The sequence below is a fragment of the Sphingobacterium sp. JB170 genome (assembly GCF_900163865.1).
In the GTDB taxonomy this organism is placed as follows: domain Bacteria; phylum Bacteroidota; class Bacteroidia; order Sphingobacteriales; family Sphingobacteriaceae; genus Sphingobacterium.
Genome location: NZ_FUKU01000005.1, coordinates 31,450 through 47,759 on the forward strand (window position 1 = coordinate 31,450; position 16,310 = coordinate 47,759).

The window sequence follows — 16,310 nt, forward strand, 5'->3', positions numbered from 1 at the left end:
ATAGAAAAAAGCAGTGACTTCAAAAAAAACTCGACTATATTTATCTGATCTCCACCTTATACGGCATACGAGCCTGTATTCCAGAAGATTTAGTCACCGTTCGTAACTGATCCAGATGCTCACGGAACTCACCGAACTCCTCGCTAAACATCCACAATTTTATTTTTTCCTTCGAGGTTCCTAATAATGAAGTAATGGGATCCTTGACTCTCGGGTAGTACGCAATCCTATAATCGGTCAAATTTGCTTTACTTGCAGCCGCCTCAATTGCACGTGAAACATTGCCGATACCATCGACTAATCCATTATCTAGCGCTTGACGTCCGGTCCACACTCTACCTTGGCCAATACTGTCCACTTCCGAAATCTCCATACCGCGACCAGTCGCCACTTTATTCATAAACGTACCATAGACACGATTGACTTCAGTTTGTATTATCGCACGTTCATCTTCAGTCATTAAACGATCTGGAGATGCGAGTAAATCGGCATACTTCCCTGTTTTAACTTCATCTAAATGGATGCCCAATTTATTGTTCAGCAAGCCTTTAAAACTCGGAATAAGCCCAAACACACCGATAGATCCTGTTAAGGTCTCGTTTTCAGCAAAAATAGAATCAGCGAGCGCCGAAATGTAATAGCCGCCAGAAGCTGCATAGTCGCCCATGGAAACGACAACCGGCTTACTCTCTTTGGTTAATTCGACCTCTCTCGCAATAATATCAGATGCTAATGCCGAGCCTCCTGGAGAATTTACACGAATGACAACAGCCTTCACGCGATCGTCTCTTCTTAGTTTGCGTAATTCGCGCGAAATCCGATCGCCTCCAATATTAGTTTCTTCACCTTCACCATCGACAATTGCACCATAGGCGTATAATACTGCAATGCGATCTCCTGTTACAGTCGTCTTATGAGTATCTCGATAATCTAAAATAGAGATAGCCGACAAATCTTTTTTCTCGTCAATCCCAACGCGTTCTTTCAGCGCGTTAATAACTTGATCGGTAAAAAGCATATCGTCAACAAAACCATACTTAATCGCATCCTCTGCGTTACGAATTAAATAATTATCTGCAATGTTTCGCAAAGAATCTATGGTAATTCCGCGCGAGGAGGATACATTTTCAAGAAAAGAATCGTAAGTACTACCTAAATAAGAGGTCATCTGTTCCCTATTCGCATCACTCATTTCGTTCAGAATAAATGGTTCTACCGCCGATTTGTAGGTCCCGACTTTCACGACCTGCATCTGCACCCCTAATTTATCCAACGCTTCTTTCATAAAGGTCACAGTCGCGGATAATCCCTTAAAATCCAAACTTCCTTCAGGATTTATATAAACCTTATCGGCCAGCGAAGCAAGCATATAAGCTTTCTGGGTAAACACGTCACTATAGGCTACGATAAATTTACCAGAGGTCTTAAAATCGTCGAGTGCGTCGTAAATTGCTTTGGTACTTGCAAAGCCGGTATTCACTGAGCGAGGATTCAAGTATATCCCTTTTATTCGATCGTCGGTTTTTGCGGCTCTAATTCTTCCGATGATATCATTCAAACCGAGAGACTTTACTTCGCCCAATCCTGGAACAGTAATACCTTCAAAAGGATTTTCCTCGGTCCGCTCAGTAATCTCATGGTTCAAGGAAATATAAAGAATAGAATTCGACGGTACCGGTGTATCGTTACCGGAACTCATTTGACGTACGGTAGTCGTAATGATCGCAATTAGTACCACAACCAGTAGCACAACAACGATTCCAATGCCTGTAACTGTCGCTAAAACGTATTTAAAAAATGATCTCATACAGTATATAATTAAGAATCTAAGATAATTCTTTATTTCCAACAATGCGAAATTTAAATAGATATGCATTATCTTTATGCAACACAATTATCCTATTCATTACTTCTAATGTGATGGGATAAGTAGACTAATATCCGCAATGAATAATGCATTTCTGCTTTTAGGCGCCAATTTAGGAGAACCAGATCGACAATTAAAGGATGCTCTAAAGGAAATTAACGAGAAAGTTGGCCGAATTACACGCTATTCTTCGGTATATGAAACGGAGGCCTGGGGCGTAACGGATCAACCAAAATTCCTTAATCAAGTTGTAAACATTGAAACCACGCTTGCTCCACTTCAAATCCTCGAGGTAATACAGGCTATTGAGGAAAAATTAGGTCGCGTACGGCTAACGACCTGGGGCGCACGTGTAATAGACATTGATATCCTTTATTATAACGAATTACAGCTTGACCATGAACGGCTGATTATCCCCCACCCGTATATTGCGGATCGAAAATTCACTTTAATTCCACTATGCGAAATAGCTCCCGAATACATTCACCCTGTATTAAAAATTAGCAACGCAGAAGTTTTAGAGTTGTGTAAGGACCCATTGAATGTTTACCGTTATCAACCCGAAAAATGAACACAAACTACAGCATCATAAAAACCAACATAATACAAGAGAACATGATGAGTAATCCTGATCTGATTAAACAATTCCTGACCTTGTATCAAACGCAGCTCCCAGTCGACTTTAAAGCGCTAAATGATGCAATTTCCCGTGGCGACTTTAAAGATATTGCCAACAAAGCGCATCACATAAAGCCAACGATGATATATATAGGCGCTAATGAACAGCAAAAGAAGTTACAGAAAATTGAGTCGGCCGCGCAATCAAAAAATAGCAGCGAGATCCAAATACTATTTAAAGAGCTAGAAAAAGACTACGAAACACTAACAGACGAAATCGACCTATATTTAAAGCACCTCTAAGCGCTAGGGCTTGGAACTTAAAAAATGGAGCTTGGAAAAAATGATATAAGACAACAAGACTAGTGGTAATGCTATGAATTTTAAGAATACAACAAGGGTTACCGTCAAAATTACAAAGATAAACTGAAATTTGTTTTTCTCCCAACTCGGTGACGATAATTTCATACTAAACAAGCGCACCTCGCTAACTAGTAAATAACTAACCATGCCGACTATTAGAATCAGCATGTACGGTGAATACACCAGATCGGGAAAATCTCTTCCAATAAAAGGTAACGATAGTACAAAAAATGTGTTCATTGGGGTATTAAGTCCAATAAAATCCTGGCTTTGCCGTTCGTCGACATTAAATTTTGCTAATCGCAGCGCAGAGAACACTGTCACTAAAAAACCCAAATATGGAAGAAAAACGAGATTAGTACTATCCTTTAACATCATAAAGAAGACTACACCCGGCACAAAACCAAAACTGACCATATCTGCCAAAGAATCTAACTCCTTTCCAATTGTAGATTTGACATGCAGCGCGCGAGCCGCCATTCCGTCGAAGAAATCGCATATTCCTGATATAAGAATGCAATAAAAGACAACCTCTATATTCTTTTCAAAAGCATATACCACCGCTATGCACCCGAAGAAAAGATTAAGGCAAGTAAGTGTATTTGGGATATGTCTTTTCATAGCAAAAATTTCAAGGCATCTTCCCGTAAACAGAAAAGATGCCTTAAAATTATCAAATATCGATGGTATTAACTATTCATACTTATCAAAAACTCTTCATTGGATCTGGTACCGCGTAATTGTGTTAATAGGAATTCCATAGATTCGGTTGAATTCATATCTGACAAATGATTACGTAATACCCATAAACGTTGAAGTGTATCGCGATCTACAAGTAAATCATCGCGACGGGTACTCGATGCCGTAAGATCGATCGCCGGGAAAATACGCTTGTTCGCCAATTTGCGATCCAACTGTAATTCCATGTTACCCGTACCTTTGAATTCCTCAAAGATAACTTCATCCATTTTCGAGCCTGTATCCGTTAGCGCGGTGGCAAGAATTGTCAACGAGCCACCGTCCTCAATGTTACGTGCAGCACCAAAGAAACGCTTTGGCTTATGCAGTGCGTTTGCATCTACACCACCGGAGAGAATCTTACCCGAAGCAGGAGCAACCGTATTATATGCACGTGCTAAACGTGTAATAGAGTCTAACAGAATTACAACGTCATGACCACATTCAACCATACGTTTTGCTTTCTCCAAAACGATATTAGCAATCTTAACGTGACGATCAGCTGGCTCATCAAATGTAGACGAAATAACTTCAGCACGTACACTTCTGGCCATATCAGTAACCTCTTCAGGGCGTTCATCGATTAACAAAATAATCAGATAAACTTCTGGATGATTTTTCGCAATTGCATTCGCAACTTCTTTCAAAAGATTGGTTTTACCCGTCTTCGGCTGCGCTACAATTAAACCACGTTGACCTTTTCCAATTGGTGTAAATAAATCCATGATCCGTGTCGAATAGTTACCTACTCCTAAATCTAGATTTAATTTTTCTGTTGGAAATAAAGGTGTTAGATAGTCGAACGGAACACGGTCACGGATTTCTGCCGGTACTTGTCCGTTAATTGCTTCAACGCGTACCAATGGAAAATACTTTTCGCCTTCTTTTGGCGGGCGAATTGATCCCCGCACGTTATCACCTGTCTTCAATCCAAATAACTTTATCTGCGATTGAGAAACATAGATATCGTCTGGAGATGTTAAATAGTTATAATCTGAAGAGCGTAAAAAGCCATAACCGTCCGGCATTATTTCCAACACCCCTTCGTTGACGATTACATTATCGAAATCAGTTGGTAAAACCGGTGATGAAGCCTCCGATTTGGTAGGTACAGGTGCCTCTTCAGGCGTAGCTGTTTTCACTTGCAAGTCCTGATTCGAAGGTCTCTCGACATCTACATCTGTTGCAACGGCCGGTCTTTTTGGTACTGATACCGATTCTGTTTTACTCGTTCTAACGCGTTTTCTAGGTCTGTCTGACATGTTTTCTTCACTTTCGCCGGTGTTTGTTTCACTCGAGTTATTCAGCGACTGTTTTGCAATTATTGAAATACGATCAATTAATTCTTGCTTTCTTAGTTTATCGACATCGGCGATGCCCAATACTTTTGCAATCTCGCGTAACTCTGACACGAGCTTGGTATTTAGTTCATTAATATCCATTAACTTGTTATTATGAGATATAGGATTTTACTGCTTTTGAATTTACCCATTTTCTTATTCTAGCACACGCTATTAATTTGAGACAAACTAAAATTATGACTGAGGACTATTTAAGAGCATGCTTATTTTAACTCCTACAAGGATAAATTTGAGAATCGGCACAAAAATAATATAACATTTGTAATTTCAAAAGAAAATGCGTGATTTTTTTTTACATAGAGTTTTACGTAGAGTAAAAACCAACTATATTCTTAACGCGCTTTTAGAATATTTGTTTTATTTGTTGCAAACTTTATATTTTTTTCTCACTTTTAGTATTCCTTATTAAGTTTACAAATAAACTAAAACGTTTTATCTTCTATGAAAGAAAACCAATCAACCAACTACCCCGCGCTATATACCTTGGTAGTTGTATTCTTCTTTTGGGGCTTTATAGCCGCTGGAAACAGTGTTTTCATCCCATTTTGCAAGAATTATTTTCAATTGGATCAGTTTCAATCTCAATTAATTGATTTCGCATTTTACAGTGCGTATTATCTTGGGGCCCTTTTACTTTTTATTTTTAGCACAATCTCTGGGAAAGACCTGGTGGGGAAATGGGGATACAAAAGAAGTATTATTTACGGCCTTCTATTTTCTGCATTAGGTGCTACGGCCATGATTATTGCCGTCGAGGTCAATGTCTATATAGGTATGCTCATTGGATTATTCATTGTCGCTTTAGGATTCTCTTTACAGCAGACTGCGGCCAATCCTTTTGCGGTACTGTTAGGCGATCCTAAAACGGGGGCCTCGCGAGTCAATCTAGGAGGAGCAATCAATTCGTTTGGGACCACGATTGGACCTTTGGTAATCGGATTCGCATTGTTCGGCACATTCGAACCAATTTCGGATGGAGAAATAGCAAATCTACCACTTGACAAAGTAGTATATCTATACGTCATTGTTGGGCTCCTTTTTGTATTGGCCGCCGGACTTTTTCACTTCTCAAAAAAGGTACCGCCCGGTATCAATAATGAACCAATGGAACCTGCAAACAAAGCGAAGAATACGTTAATAGTAATGACTATCCTCTTACTTTTAATGTTTGTTCCCGTGTTCTTAAGCTATAAGAGCGAAACGTCCATCATGGTTGAAAACCTACATACCCAGCTTGCTAACACCACGGATCAACTGGAAATTACGCAACTAAATGCAAAAATAAAAGAACTTATCCACCCATTAGAGCTTACTCGCATGGCATGGCTAGTAGGTGCATTGCTTTCCATAGTCTGCGGATTGCTGTTCGCTTACACCCGGGCAAACAAAAATCAAGAAGGATGGGGTGCAATGAAATATCCACAACTCGTCTTAGGGATGTTGGCGCTCTTTATTTATGTCGGTATCGAAGTCGGAATTGGTAGTAACCTAGGCGAATTGCTTAAACTCGACGAATTTGGAAACTTGCAATCTTCTGAAATCACACCATATGTCTCGATTTATTGGGGAGGTATGATGATCGGACGATGGGCCGGAGCAATTAGTGCTTTTCAATTTAAAACAGCAACCAAAAAACTGCTTTTATTAATTGTTCCAATTGTCGCATTTGCATTAATAATAGGAGTAAACAGTCTGGCTGGCTTTGACATGTCGCACCTAATCTTTTTCTTTATATGTGTACTTGTACAAATAGGAGCCTTCTTTTTAAGTAAAGAAAAACCAGCACGAACGTTAATTATCTTTGGTGGACTCGGACTACTGGCAATGACGATTGGTTTGTTTACGAGCGGAATGGTCGCCATTTACGCGTTCTTGACCGGCGGTCTTGCCTGTTCAATTATGTGGGGCTCAATCTTTAGCCTATCAATCGTCGGGCTAGGGAAATACACTGAACAAGGTTCCGCATTCTTAGTAATGATGATCCTCGGTGGAGCAATCATTCCTCCGTTACAAGGTAAACTTGCCGACATTATTGGTATCCATAACTCCTATATATTACCCGTGATAGGCTTTTGCTATATTATATTTTTTGCGGTAATCGTGCGGAAATTTTTGAAGGACCAAGGAATCAATATCGATGAAATAGAATCTGAAAGTTCCCATTAGACGTTAGATATTGTACTAAATACACTAAGTACAGAAAAATTTAAATTAATAAAAAAATGCCCTTACGTAACCGTAGGGGCATTTTTTTCACCATTTAATAAAAATGAAAATTCTGCAATTTCATTTTTTAAGTACTAAAATTCGTGTTTTTAAACTTAATAACGTATTTTCGAAAAGACAATATTGAATAGAATTAAAGCAAAAACTAAACATAACACAATAAAACCAAATCTATAATGATTATCATTGCGGACGGAGGATCAACTAAAACAAACTGGTGTTTGTTAGATGATTCAAATAAAAAAATATATTTCAATACCGAGGGCTACAACCCATATTTTGTAGACAGCGAATACATTGTTAACTCCCTTAAAAAAGGATTACCCCATGACCTTCCTTTCGAAAATGTGACTGAAGTAAACTATTATGGCGCTGGCGTACATAATGCTGAAAAAGCGAAAATAGTTGAAGTTGCACTTCAAAAAGTGTTCACGAACTCAAAAGTGGAAGTAGGCCATGACTTATTGGCGGCCGCCCGTGCATTATTAGGCGATAATGAGGGTTTTGCTGCAATTTTAGGAACAGGAACAAATAGCTGCATCTACAACGGAAATGAAATCACTTTTAATATCGATTCAGCGGCATATATTTTAGGTGATGAGGGTAGTGGGAGTTATATCGGAAAGAAACTTCTTACGGACTTTATTCGTAATTTGATGCCAGAAAATGTCGCAAAATCCTTTTTTGAAACGTATAACTTAACACCGGACGAAATAATGGACAATGTTTACACAAAACCTCTTGCCAATCGATTCTGTGCTAGTTTCAGTAAATTCGTTTACGACAACAATGTAAACATCGAATACACACGCCAAATTGTGGAAGATGCGTTTGAGGCGTTCTTCAAGAACCTCGTCAGTAAATACCCGGACTACCAAAAATACTCATTCAACTGTATCGGATCAGTCGGTTACAACTTCCGCAATGTCTTAGAAAATAAAGCGAAAGAGTACGGTATGCAAGTCGGTAAAATATTGCGTTCGCCGATCGACGATTTAGTGGTATTTCACATCAATAGAGCGGCAAAAAATAAGTAATATTGTAATACGGTTAAATACCAAAGGCCACTTCAATAATATTGAAGTGGCCTTTGGTATTAAGTAACCTAATACTTTAATCTTAAAGCGTAAGCGATTCGCCTATTTTTGGCAAAAACAAATCCAAATTAGCGGTTGCAAACTTCCCTTTTGCATCGTCCATGTCAATCGAGATCGGCGCAAAAGTGTTATAATGTATTCCGCATATCTTTTTACAGTTGATAAACTGCGCGGCCTTAATCGCATCATCGACATCCATTGTATAATGCCCGCCTATTGGAAGAAATGCCCAATCTAAATCCAAATCGCCTAGTAGTTTCATCTCCATTGTTAATGCAGTATCGCCTGCAAAGTAGAATTTACGTCCACCAACAAAAAATACGAAACCAGCAGCGACACCCGCGTACAATCCTTCTGGCGTACTGTTAGTATGCAGCGCATAGACCATCTTTACTTTCCCAAACGGTAATTCAAGTGTACCGCCAAAATTGAATTCTAACAATTTATTTTCTGGGATGCCCTGCGTACGGGCCCAATCTGCCGTTTCCACGATGGCCGCGACTGTAGCGTCACTATCCTTCTGGATGCGTGTCAAATCTGCAACATGATCCCCATGACAATGACTTAAAAAGATAAAATCTGGACGAATCGAATCCACGTCAATATCTTTAGCTAACCCATTGCTACTAATAAACGGATCCAGCAATACTTTAGTCCCGTGAAAATCAAATTCGACACAGGACTGACCATAATAAGTAACTTTAATCATACAGCGTCTTATTTATTAAAAAGATTACCGAAACCGCCAAGCAAATCTTGCGATACGGCCTGCATCTCCGATTGACTAACATTTTCAGCTTGCGCCAATGCCTTATTGACGGCGACAATAATAATTTCCTCCAATTCTTCTTTATCTGCTTGTGCATAAAATTCCGGATCAACCGAAATCTCGCGGACTTCTTTATTTGCCGTTACAATTACTTTCACTTTCCCTCCTTCTGCTTCGCCAGATACAGAAATATTGTCTAAACGTTTCTTTACTTCGTCAGCTTTTTGCTGCGCTTGCATTATTTTATCAAACATAATTAAATCCTTATTTTAACTGCAATTTACAAAATGATACGCATAAAGCGATAAACACGTGTTTTATTAGGTTCTTTAATATGCCTTCGTTATTTTTGCGTAAATTAAATGGTAACGCATGGAAAAACTCGATTTCTATAACAGATTATTAACAAACACGACTTCAACAAACCCTCAAAAAACTGCCGATCTCGAAGAAGAGGTTGACATCGTTATCCATAAACTGAAGTTCATTCCCGAAGAGTCGAGACCTTCGGTACTCGTACTTGATCAAGCTACTTTTTATGAACCAAAAAGCTCCCCCCAGCTCACAGATACGATATCTATCGGTGGAGGAAACCTGCTATCAGAAAAGTTCGACAATCCTAGCAAATTGGTGTTCATTCAACATAGTGGTAATTTATTCGCAGATATTATTTCTGTATTAGACGACGTAATATTGAGTAGAACAGATGCTGTACAAAAAAATGAAGTTTACATAATCAGTAAGCCAGATTTCGGCAATAATCCCGAAGATTTCCTATCGGATGTCGAAATCACTGCAGAAATTATGCAGCCTAAATATTTTGTTTATGGAAGACAGGGTATAGATTGGGTGAAGTTTGACCTTTTAGCTTAAAACAAAAAAAGCGAGCTGCTAATGTGTGCCTCAAATATTTAAATATTCTTAATTGGCCATTAATAGATTTTCTCGCTTTTTTTATGTCCGTTTAACGGCCCGGCGTCAACTATACACCAGGCCCGTCAACAGTAATATTTTAGAAAAATTTCTTTCGCAGAACAGCGTATAATTTTTCAACCGTCTGAGGTTTGTCGGCCCAATTATTTTTCAGCGCGTAATTCGTTTGTAGAAATGCATCTGCTTCGGCAAACGAATTATAACGATTCAACAATTCTACTGCTTCGCTATACGCTAAAGTATATCCATTAAAAAGATCTTTAATAAACAAGAGTTTATCGTTCAAGTTTATTACCGTTTTAAGATCTACAGATTTATTAATTCCCGGTACACCAGGGTTCGAAGTATTCGTCGCCCCCGGAGCAGCAGCGTCTTGTCGTTGCTGCTGCAATATTTCATTTATTGTCATCGGACGAGCATTCCTATTTTCCTCATTGGCTTTAGGTTGTTCGATTACCACCTCCCTAGGTTCTTCGATGACCTGGACAACAACGGGTTTACTTTCGGCAGCGGCATCGGGTTCCAGATCTGTCTCCTCCAATGCCCTCGACACAGCAGCCTCATTCCGTTCTTCCATTGACGGATCTTTGGTCTGGCCAAATAAAGTTTGTTTGGAGCCCTTCGAATAGTCTGTATTGGACAGATCCTCATTTTCTTGTTCGATAGAAGCTACCGCTTCTTTTTGAACTGGCCTCTGTTCTTCCGCATTTGGTGACGAGGTATCCGCGGCAGATTCTTCTAGGTCTTCGGGCGTTAACAACTCAGCTTTAGAAGAAGAATCCGTAGACTGATCCTTTTCAGATTTCGCATCTGACGTATCATCCGTGTTCTTTTCTTCATGAATTTCGGGTTCTACCAGCTGCTTATCTGACTTATTATCTAACTCGATGGGCGGTGTAAAAAAATCATTTTCTACCTTTGCTAACGTCTTGTCTTCCTCCAGCACGATTCCTGAATTTTCACTCACTACGGCTTGTGAGTTGTTGTTGGCCTCCGCTAAACGAGAGAGCACTCGAATATGGGTAGTCAAAAATTCTGATTTTGCTTCGAGGAGCACAAGCTGTCCCGTGTGATCATCAACTCCTTTTTCGGAGAACTCTTCGTAGGTATCATTGATTTCCCGAAGTAGCTCGCCTATTTTTGAAAAGATAGATTCTTGTGTGTATCCCATATGTATTTTTTTAATCCGGACTGCAGATATTTATTTTGTTTTCTAAAAGAAAATCATTGATTAATACTCTATTCCGAAGTAGACCTCATTTCCTAATATCAAATTTAAGATATAATTTCGATATTAGCATGATTCAACAATAAGTTTTAACGGTATTTTAACCAAGAAATCCGAAGCAAATAACACAAAACGTATGCTGTTTTCCGAACATAATTTTATCCGAGCACTTATGCACGTAGGAAGTATCGAAGTGATCTGCGGATCGATGTTTTCAGGAAAGACTGAAGAGTTAATACGAAGGCTCAAACGAGCGCAATATGCTAGATTACCTGTTGAAATTTTTAAACCAGAAATTGATGTAAGGTACGATGAAAATGAGATTGTCTCGCATAACAGCAATAGTATCCCATCAACGCCCGTATCCCACTCTTCAGCCATCTTACTTTTGAGTTCGGCCACAAAAGTTGTCGGAATTGATGAAGCACAATTCTTCGACGATGAACTTCCCAATGTATGTGTACAACTAGCAAATCGAGGCGTTCGAGTCATCGTTGCTGGCTTAGATATGGACTACAAAGGAGTGCCATTCGGACCCCTTCCAAATTTGTTAGCTGTAGCCGAACATATCACTAAGGTACATGCCGTATGTGTACAATGTGGTGCTCCGGCCACATATTCTTATCGAGTCGCAGCAAGTGAAGAACGCGTACTGCTGGGAGAAAAAGATAATTATGAGCCGCGCTGTCGCCGATGTTACTACAAATTGTACTAATTCGCCGGAAAACGTTAGCTTGAAAGCTTACGACGAACCTTATCTACACATACATTTATGGCTTTTCGTAAAATAAAAAGGGGACCACTAAAGTCCCCAATTTACTATTTTAAATTTTCGGTAATCGATGCATCAAGTGGTTTGACCTTTGAACGATACCGATGTACCAATTTCCCCTCTTTATTCACAAGAAATTTTTCAAAATTCCAATTGATCGCGCCGGTAAAATCTTCATTTTCTGCACTCGTTAAATAGGCAAACAGTGGATTAATATTCTCGCCAACTACGTCAATTTTCTCTGACAATAAAAAATTCACACCGTAATTACGTTCACAAAAGCTTTGAATCTCTTCATTACTACCTGGCTCCTGCCCTTTGAAATTATTTGCTGGAAATCCAATAATCACTAATTCTTCACCGTAAGTCTCATGAAGCGTTTGCAAATCCTTATATTGCTCGGTAAAGCCGCATTTCGAAGCCGTGTTAACGATCAGTATATTCTTGCCCTTAAACTCCGACATATCAATTTGCTTACCATCAATTGAAGTGAAACTAAAATCGTAAATGGATGTTGGTGGGCTTATAAGCGTCGCCAACAACATAATTGTGTTCAATAATACCATAATCTCTATTTTATTTGCATTAATTTCTGTTCTCTATCAACAATGTAATGGAATAAATGTTCAATAGGGTTTTTAAGAATCGTTCCAACCTTCACCCCAAGCACTTCGCACACTTCACGAAGCTGAAGATCGAAGTAATACGCTATACGACCGACAAAATGCACTTTATAATCCCAATAGTCGGGATATGTCATAATATTGGTACGTACAAATTCATCGAAACCATTACGTAGCAGCCGATCGATGTAGGGATGTAAGAGGTTTTCTGACATAAATTCCGCGAAAGAAGCTAAATATGCGTTAGGACGGTCCTTTTGATACACATTTTTAATAACGATATCTTTATTCAGCCTGTATTTTTCCCCAAATTGCCGCGATAAGTCTTTGGGCATTGTACCATACAGGTAACTGGTAATTAAATTTTTTCCAAACCACGCACCTGACCCTTCGTCTCCTAATACGTAACCCATTCCATGGATCCCAGAGTGCAGCTCTTCTCCATCATAAAAGCCGATATCCGAGCCCGTACCAATTGTGCTGACATATCCCTCACGATTTCCACATGTCGCGTAAGCACAGCCCAGTAAGTCACTTTCTACCGAGATAAACGCTGTCGGGAAAATTTCAGTTAATGCATTCGAAACAATCTCCCTACGATCGGGAGTAATGCAGCCAGCTCCGAAAAAGTACACTTCATGTATTTCATTGGCATATGGCAAAATCTCAGGCACATCTTTCATCACTTTTGCAATCTCTTTTTCATTGACGAAAAAAGGATTCAACCCTTTCGTTCTAAAAGATAATGGTTTACTATCTGGCAAATTTAGCATCCAATCGGAATTTGAAGATCCGCTATCTGCAACAAGAATCATAGGCTACACTCATATTTTTATATAATCAAATTTAAGCAAAAATTGGGAAATATAACCTAACAAGTTCAAATTCGGAACTAGCATTACACAGCCCTATGCGCCATATATGGAATGCTAGTTCGAATCAAATAATAATTTTAACGACAGCTTGAATATCACACCTACTCAAAAAGAGGGGGACCTCTGCCGACGGTATCACATCTAATGATAATTTCGAATTGCATCCCGAGCAGATTAAGGTTAGTTTTGTAGGTAATAAAAACACAAATTTTAATGTCAGACTCCAGTATACATTTTCGCATTTCCTTCATCGAACCGCAAGCCCATTATTTTGAGGTTGAAATCACCATCAAGAATTTCGACCAAGAATTCATCGATCTAAAAATGCCTGTTTGGTCGCCCGGATCATATCTCATTCGTGAATATGCCCGACATGTTGAATCGTTAACTGCTCGAAACGAAAATGAGTTGACCGAAAGTAAGAAAATTAATAAAAACACTTGGCGCATAAAGAACGATCGAGGCGTATTGAAAGTCAATTACCGCGTGTACGGGTTTGAGGTATCAGTAAGGACTAATTTTGTCGACAGTGATCACGCCTATCTTAATCCTCCTGCCACATTCATGTATATCGAGGGAGCGATTAACCATCATGCAACCGTAGAAATCGCTCTACCTGAATATTGGAAGAACATATCAACAGGTTTACCGTGCAAAAATGCAGAAGAGCATTTATTTTTCGCTGAAAATTTTGACATCTTATTCGATTCGCCGATAGAAATTGGGAACCAGGACACATGGACTTTTGATGCTGCAGGAGTGCAGCATGAATTCGCGATGGTCGGTGGTGGAAATTACAATAAGAATAAGTTAACGGAAGATGTTACCAAGATCATCGAAACAGAAACAGCGTTATGGGGTGAGAACCCGAATGCCAGGTATGTTTTTATTACCCACAATCGTCAGAATGGCGGCGGCGGACTGGAGCATCTAAATTCTACAGTCCTAGGCGCGAGCCGCTTCGCTTATCATATTGAATCATCCTACAAAAACTACCTGAGTTTAGTAGCGCATGAGTACTTTCATCTATGGAACGTCAAACGTCTACGTCCAGAAGCCTTAGGTCCGTTCAACTATAACGAGGAAAACTATACCGAGGGCCTCTGGATGATGGAGGGATTTACGTCCTATTACGATAACCTCGTTCTGCGCCGATGTGGTTTCTTCTCCGTAAAAGAATATCTTAATGCTCTTGCAAATGAATTCAATCTCGTGTATGCGCGTCCGGGGCATCGCTTGCAGTCTGCCGCCGAATCAAGCTTTGACACTTGGATTAAGCACTACCGGCAAGACGAAAATTCGCTAAATTCAGGCGTATCGTACTACAATAAAGGTGCGATGCACTCTGTTGCCCTTGATATAGAAATTATATCCCATACGAACGGTACAAAACGTTTGGACGATGTTCTCCGTGCTGCTTATAAAAAATTTTATAAAGAAGAACAGCGTGGATTCCAGGAGGAAGAGTTCTTATTACTAGCCGAAGACATTACAGGGGTAAGTCTCTCCGAGATATTTCGGGCTGCCCACGACGCTATTGAAATCGATTATAACAAATACTTTCAAAGAGTTGGTTATAACTTAGTCAACTTACTCCAAGAAAGTCAAGAGCTTCAACTGGGAATAAAAACAACAACCCACGATGGCCGTCTTCAAATTAAGAATGTTGAACGCGACAGCGCGGCATGGCAGGCAGGTCTTAATGTGGATGATGAATTAATTGCAATTAACGGCAATAGACTAGATAATTTAGGTAAAGAAATGGACTATGTGCTATCTACTGAAAAAGCCGGCGATATTATCGATGTATTAATCGCGAGAGACAGTCAAGTGCGAACGATACCTGTACCTTTGCTAACAAGCACCAAAAGCCAATGGGTAATTGAGAAAAACGAAGACTCCTCAGTGCAAGAAAGTGCTTTAGGTGATATTTGGTTATCTATCTAAGGATAATTCCATTTATAAACATACATATCATTTCGTATAGACGACTTGATTTCCTTTAAACCGAAAAAGGGCTGTCAGAAACAGCCCTTTTTCATTTTAATACTTTCAACAGACAGCTTTTAGCATTACCACACTTTCATTCTATAACAATAAAATTGCGTTATTTTAGAAAACATCAATCAGTATTCTAAAAAGACTTTTTGTACCGCCCTTTTTTGGGTTTTAAAAATCAAACCAAATTATTAAAATTTGTAACGTATCGATAATCCAAATGGATCAAAAATTTTGATCGAACTCTCTTGTAGGAAATCAAAATATGGTTTTACATCGACGGACACCGAAAATGGTGAGGTCGGAATCGCATATTCTACACCAATTACTCCATCAATACTTAATGCTAACTCCGATTTTGAGTCCGTTTTTCGAGTGGTAATCGACCCATCAGGATTTTCTGTTCTGGTTTCAATAGCTTTATATTTCATGCTACCTATACTCCCCCCAAAACCATAAAACCAAGTGAAATTTTCTGCAAGGGGTTTATGAAATTCATACAAACCAACTATCCGGAAACGGCGAGATTTGGAGTTACTCTGTACGCTTAATATCCCTTCCATAGCGCGATCTGGAGCCAATGTATAACGATAAGTAAAACCAGTTGCACTTCCGAAACGTCCCCCGGCAGCATGTTGAGTATCTAACTGCGCAGATGCCTTATCAAATGACAACAATAATAACCCCAACGTCAATAATAGCCAATTTGCTTTCTTCATGAATTTAATAATTTTTAAAATACCTCCAAAAGTAACATTTTTTTTGTGGCCCAAAAGTTAAATTCTGTTATCAAACCCAATTAACTTTTTTACCAGGGATTCGTTCTTTGCCTGTTAAATCAG

16 protein-coding genes are annotated in these 16,310 nt (G+C 39.2%); 7 read left to right on the forward strand and 9 right to left on the reverse strand.

Translation table 11 applies throughout. The features are described from left to right. Positions 1 to 40: 40 nt before the first annotated feature. Entirely contained in the window at positions 41 to 1,807 is a 1,767-nt protein-coding gene (gene sppA, locus FM107_RS00795) for a signal peptide peptidase SppA (protein WP_086946627.1), read from the reverse strand. 139 nt (positions 1,808 to 1,946) lie between these two features. Here sppA and folK point away from each other — a divergent pair, with 139 nt between their 5' ends. Then, on the forward strand, positions 1,947 to 2,438 hold the full coding sequence (gene folK, locus FM107_RS00800; RefSeq protein WP_086946628.1) for a 2-amino-4-hydroxy-6-hydroxymethyldihydropteridine diphosphokinase: 492 nt from the start codon (positions 1,947 to 1,949) through the stop codon (positions 2,436 to 2,438). Continuing rightward, positions 2,435 to 2,788: an Hpt domain-containing protein gene (locus FM107_RS00805; RefSeq protein ID WP_086946629.1), complete on the forward strand. Its 354-nt coding sequence runs from the start codon at positions 2,435 to 2,437 to the stop codon at positions 2,786 to 2,788. Before folK ends, FM107_RS00805 begins: the two co-directional genes overlap by 4 nt. Positions 2,789 to 2,791: 3 nt before the next feature. Here FM107_RS00805 and FM107_RS00810 read toward each other — a convergent pair whose 3' ends face one another. Then, positions 2,792 to 3,469, reverse strand: coding sequence for a phosphatidylcholine/phosphatidylserine synthase (locus FM107_RS00810; protein WP_086946630.1), 678 nt, complete (start codon positions 3,467 to 3,469; stop codon positions 2,792 to 2,794). A gap of 68 nt (positions 3,470 to 3,537) precedes the next feature. Then, positions 3,538 to 5,028, reverse strand: a complete 1,491-nt coding sequence (gene rho, locus FM107_RS00815) for a transcription termination factor Rho (RefSeq protein ID WP_086946631.1) — start codon at positions 5,026 to 5,028, stop codon at positions 3,538 to 3,540. Between the two features lie 360 nt (positions 5,029 to 5,388). On the opposite strand from rho, the gene FM107_RS00820 reads away from it, so the two are divergent. Then, complete coding sequence (locus FM107_RS00820) at positions 5,389 to 7,113, forward strand: MFS transporter (RefSeq protein ID WP_086946632.1); 1,725 nt, start codon at positions 5,389 to 5,391, stop codon at positions 7,111 to 7,113. A 236-nt stretch (positions 7,114 to 7,349) separates the two neighbouring features. Then, the gene (locus FM107_RS00825; RefSeq protein WP_086946633.1) at positions 7,350 to 8,210 is read left to right on the forward strand and encodes an N-acetylglucosamine kinase; all 861 of its coding nucleotides are present in this window, start codon (positions 7,350 to 7,352) and stop codon (positions 8,208 to 8,210) included. Between the two features lie 82 nt (positions 8,211 to 8,292). On the opposite strand, the gene FM107_RS00830 is transcribed toward FM107_RS00825, so the two are convergent. Together FM107_RS00830 and FM107_RS00835 are read right to left on the reverse strand one after the other, a co-directional pair. Continuing rightward, positions 8,293 to 8,979, reverse strand: a complete 687-nt coding sequence (locus tag FM107_RS00830; protein ID WP_306298622.1) for a metal-dependent hydrolase — start codon at positions 8,977 to 8,979, stop codon at positions 8,293 to 8,295. Between the two features lie 8 nt (positions 8,980 to 8,987). Next, the gene (locus FM107_RS00835) at positions 8,988 to 9,293 is read right to left on the reverse strand and encodes a YbaB/EbfC family nucleoid-associated protein (RefSeq protein WP_086946634.1); all 306 of its coding nucleotides are present in this window, start codon (positions 9,291 to 9,293) and stop codon (positions 8,988 to 8,990) included. A gap of 118 nt (positions 9,294 to 9,411) precedes the next feature. On the opposite strand from FM107_RS00835, the gene FM107_RS00840 reads away from it, so the two are divergent. After that, entirely contained in the window at positions 9,412 to 9,912 is a 501-nt protein-coding gene (locus FM107_RS00840; protein ID WP_086946635.1) for a hypothetical protein, read from the forward strand. Positions 9,913 to 10,051: 139 nt separating this feature from the next. Here the strand turns inward: FM107_RS00840 and FM107_RS00845 are convergent, their stop codons facing one another. Continuing rightward, complete coding sequence (locus FM107_RS00845) at positions 10,052 to 11,143, reverse strand: hypothetical protein (protein WP_086946636.1); 1,092 nt, start codon at positions 11,141 to 11,143, stop codon at positions 10,052 to 10,054. A gap of 229 nt (positions 11,144 to 11,372) precedes the next feature. Here FM107_RS00845 and FM107_RS00850 point away from each other — a divergent pair, with 229 nt between their 5' ends. After that, positions 11,373 to 11,915 (forward strand): thymidine kinase, encoded by a 543-nt coding sequence (locus tag FM107_RS00850; protein WP_256959263.1) that lies wholly within the window; start codon positions 11,373 to 11,375, stop codon positions 11,913 to 11,915. A gap of 104 nt (positions 11,916 to 12,019) precedes the next feature. Here FM107_RS00850 and FM107_RS00855 read toward each other — a convergent pair whose 3' ends face one another. After that, positions 12,020 to 12,538, reverse strand: coding sequence for a glutathione peroxidase (locus tag FM107_RS00855; RefSeq protein WP_086946638.1), 519 nt, complete (start codon positions 12,536 to 12,538; stop codon positions 12,020 to 12,022). Between the two features lie 5 nt (positions 12,539 to 12,543). Beyond that, complete coding sequence (locus tag FM107_RS00860) at positions 12,544 to 13,410, reverse strand: N-acetylglucosamine kinase (RefSeq protein WP_086946639.1); 867 nt, start codon at positions 13,408 to 13,410, stop codon at positions 12,544 to 12,546. A 273-nt stretch (positions 13,411 to 13,683) separates the two neighbouring features. Here FM107_RS00860 and FM107_RS00865 point away from each other — a divergent pair, with 273 nt between their 5' ends. Beyond that, the gene (locus FM107_RS00865; protein ID WP_086946640.1) at positions 13,684 to 15,417 is read left to right on the forward strand and encodes a M61 family metallopeptidase; all 1,734 of its coding nucleotides are present in this window, start codon (positions 13,684 to 13,686) and stop codon (positions 15,415 to 15,417) included. Positions 15,418 to 15,659: 242 nt separating this feature from the next. Here FM107_RS00865 and FM107_RS00870 read toward each other — a convergent pair whose 3' ends face one another. Further along, positions 15,660 to 16,187 (reverse strand): hypothetical protein, encoded by a 528-nt coding sequence (locus tag FM107_RS00870; RefSeq protein WP_086946653.1) that lies wholly within the window; start codon positions 16,185 to 16,187, stop codon positions 15,660 to 15,662. Positions 16,188 to 16,310: the final 123 nt, after the last annotated feature.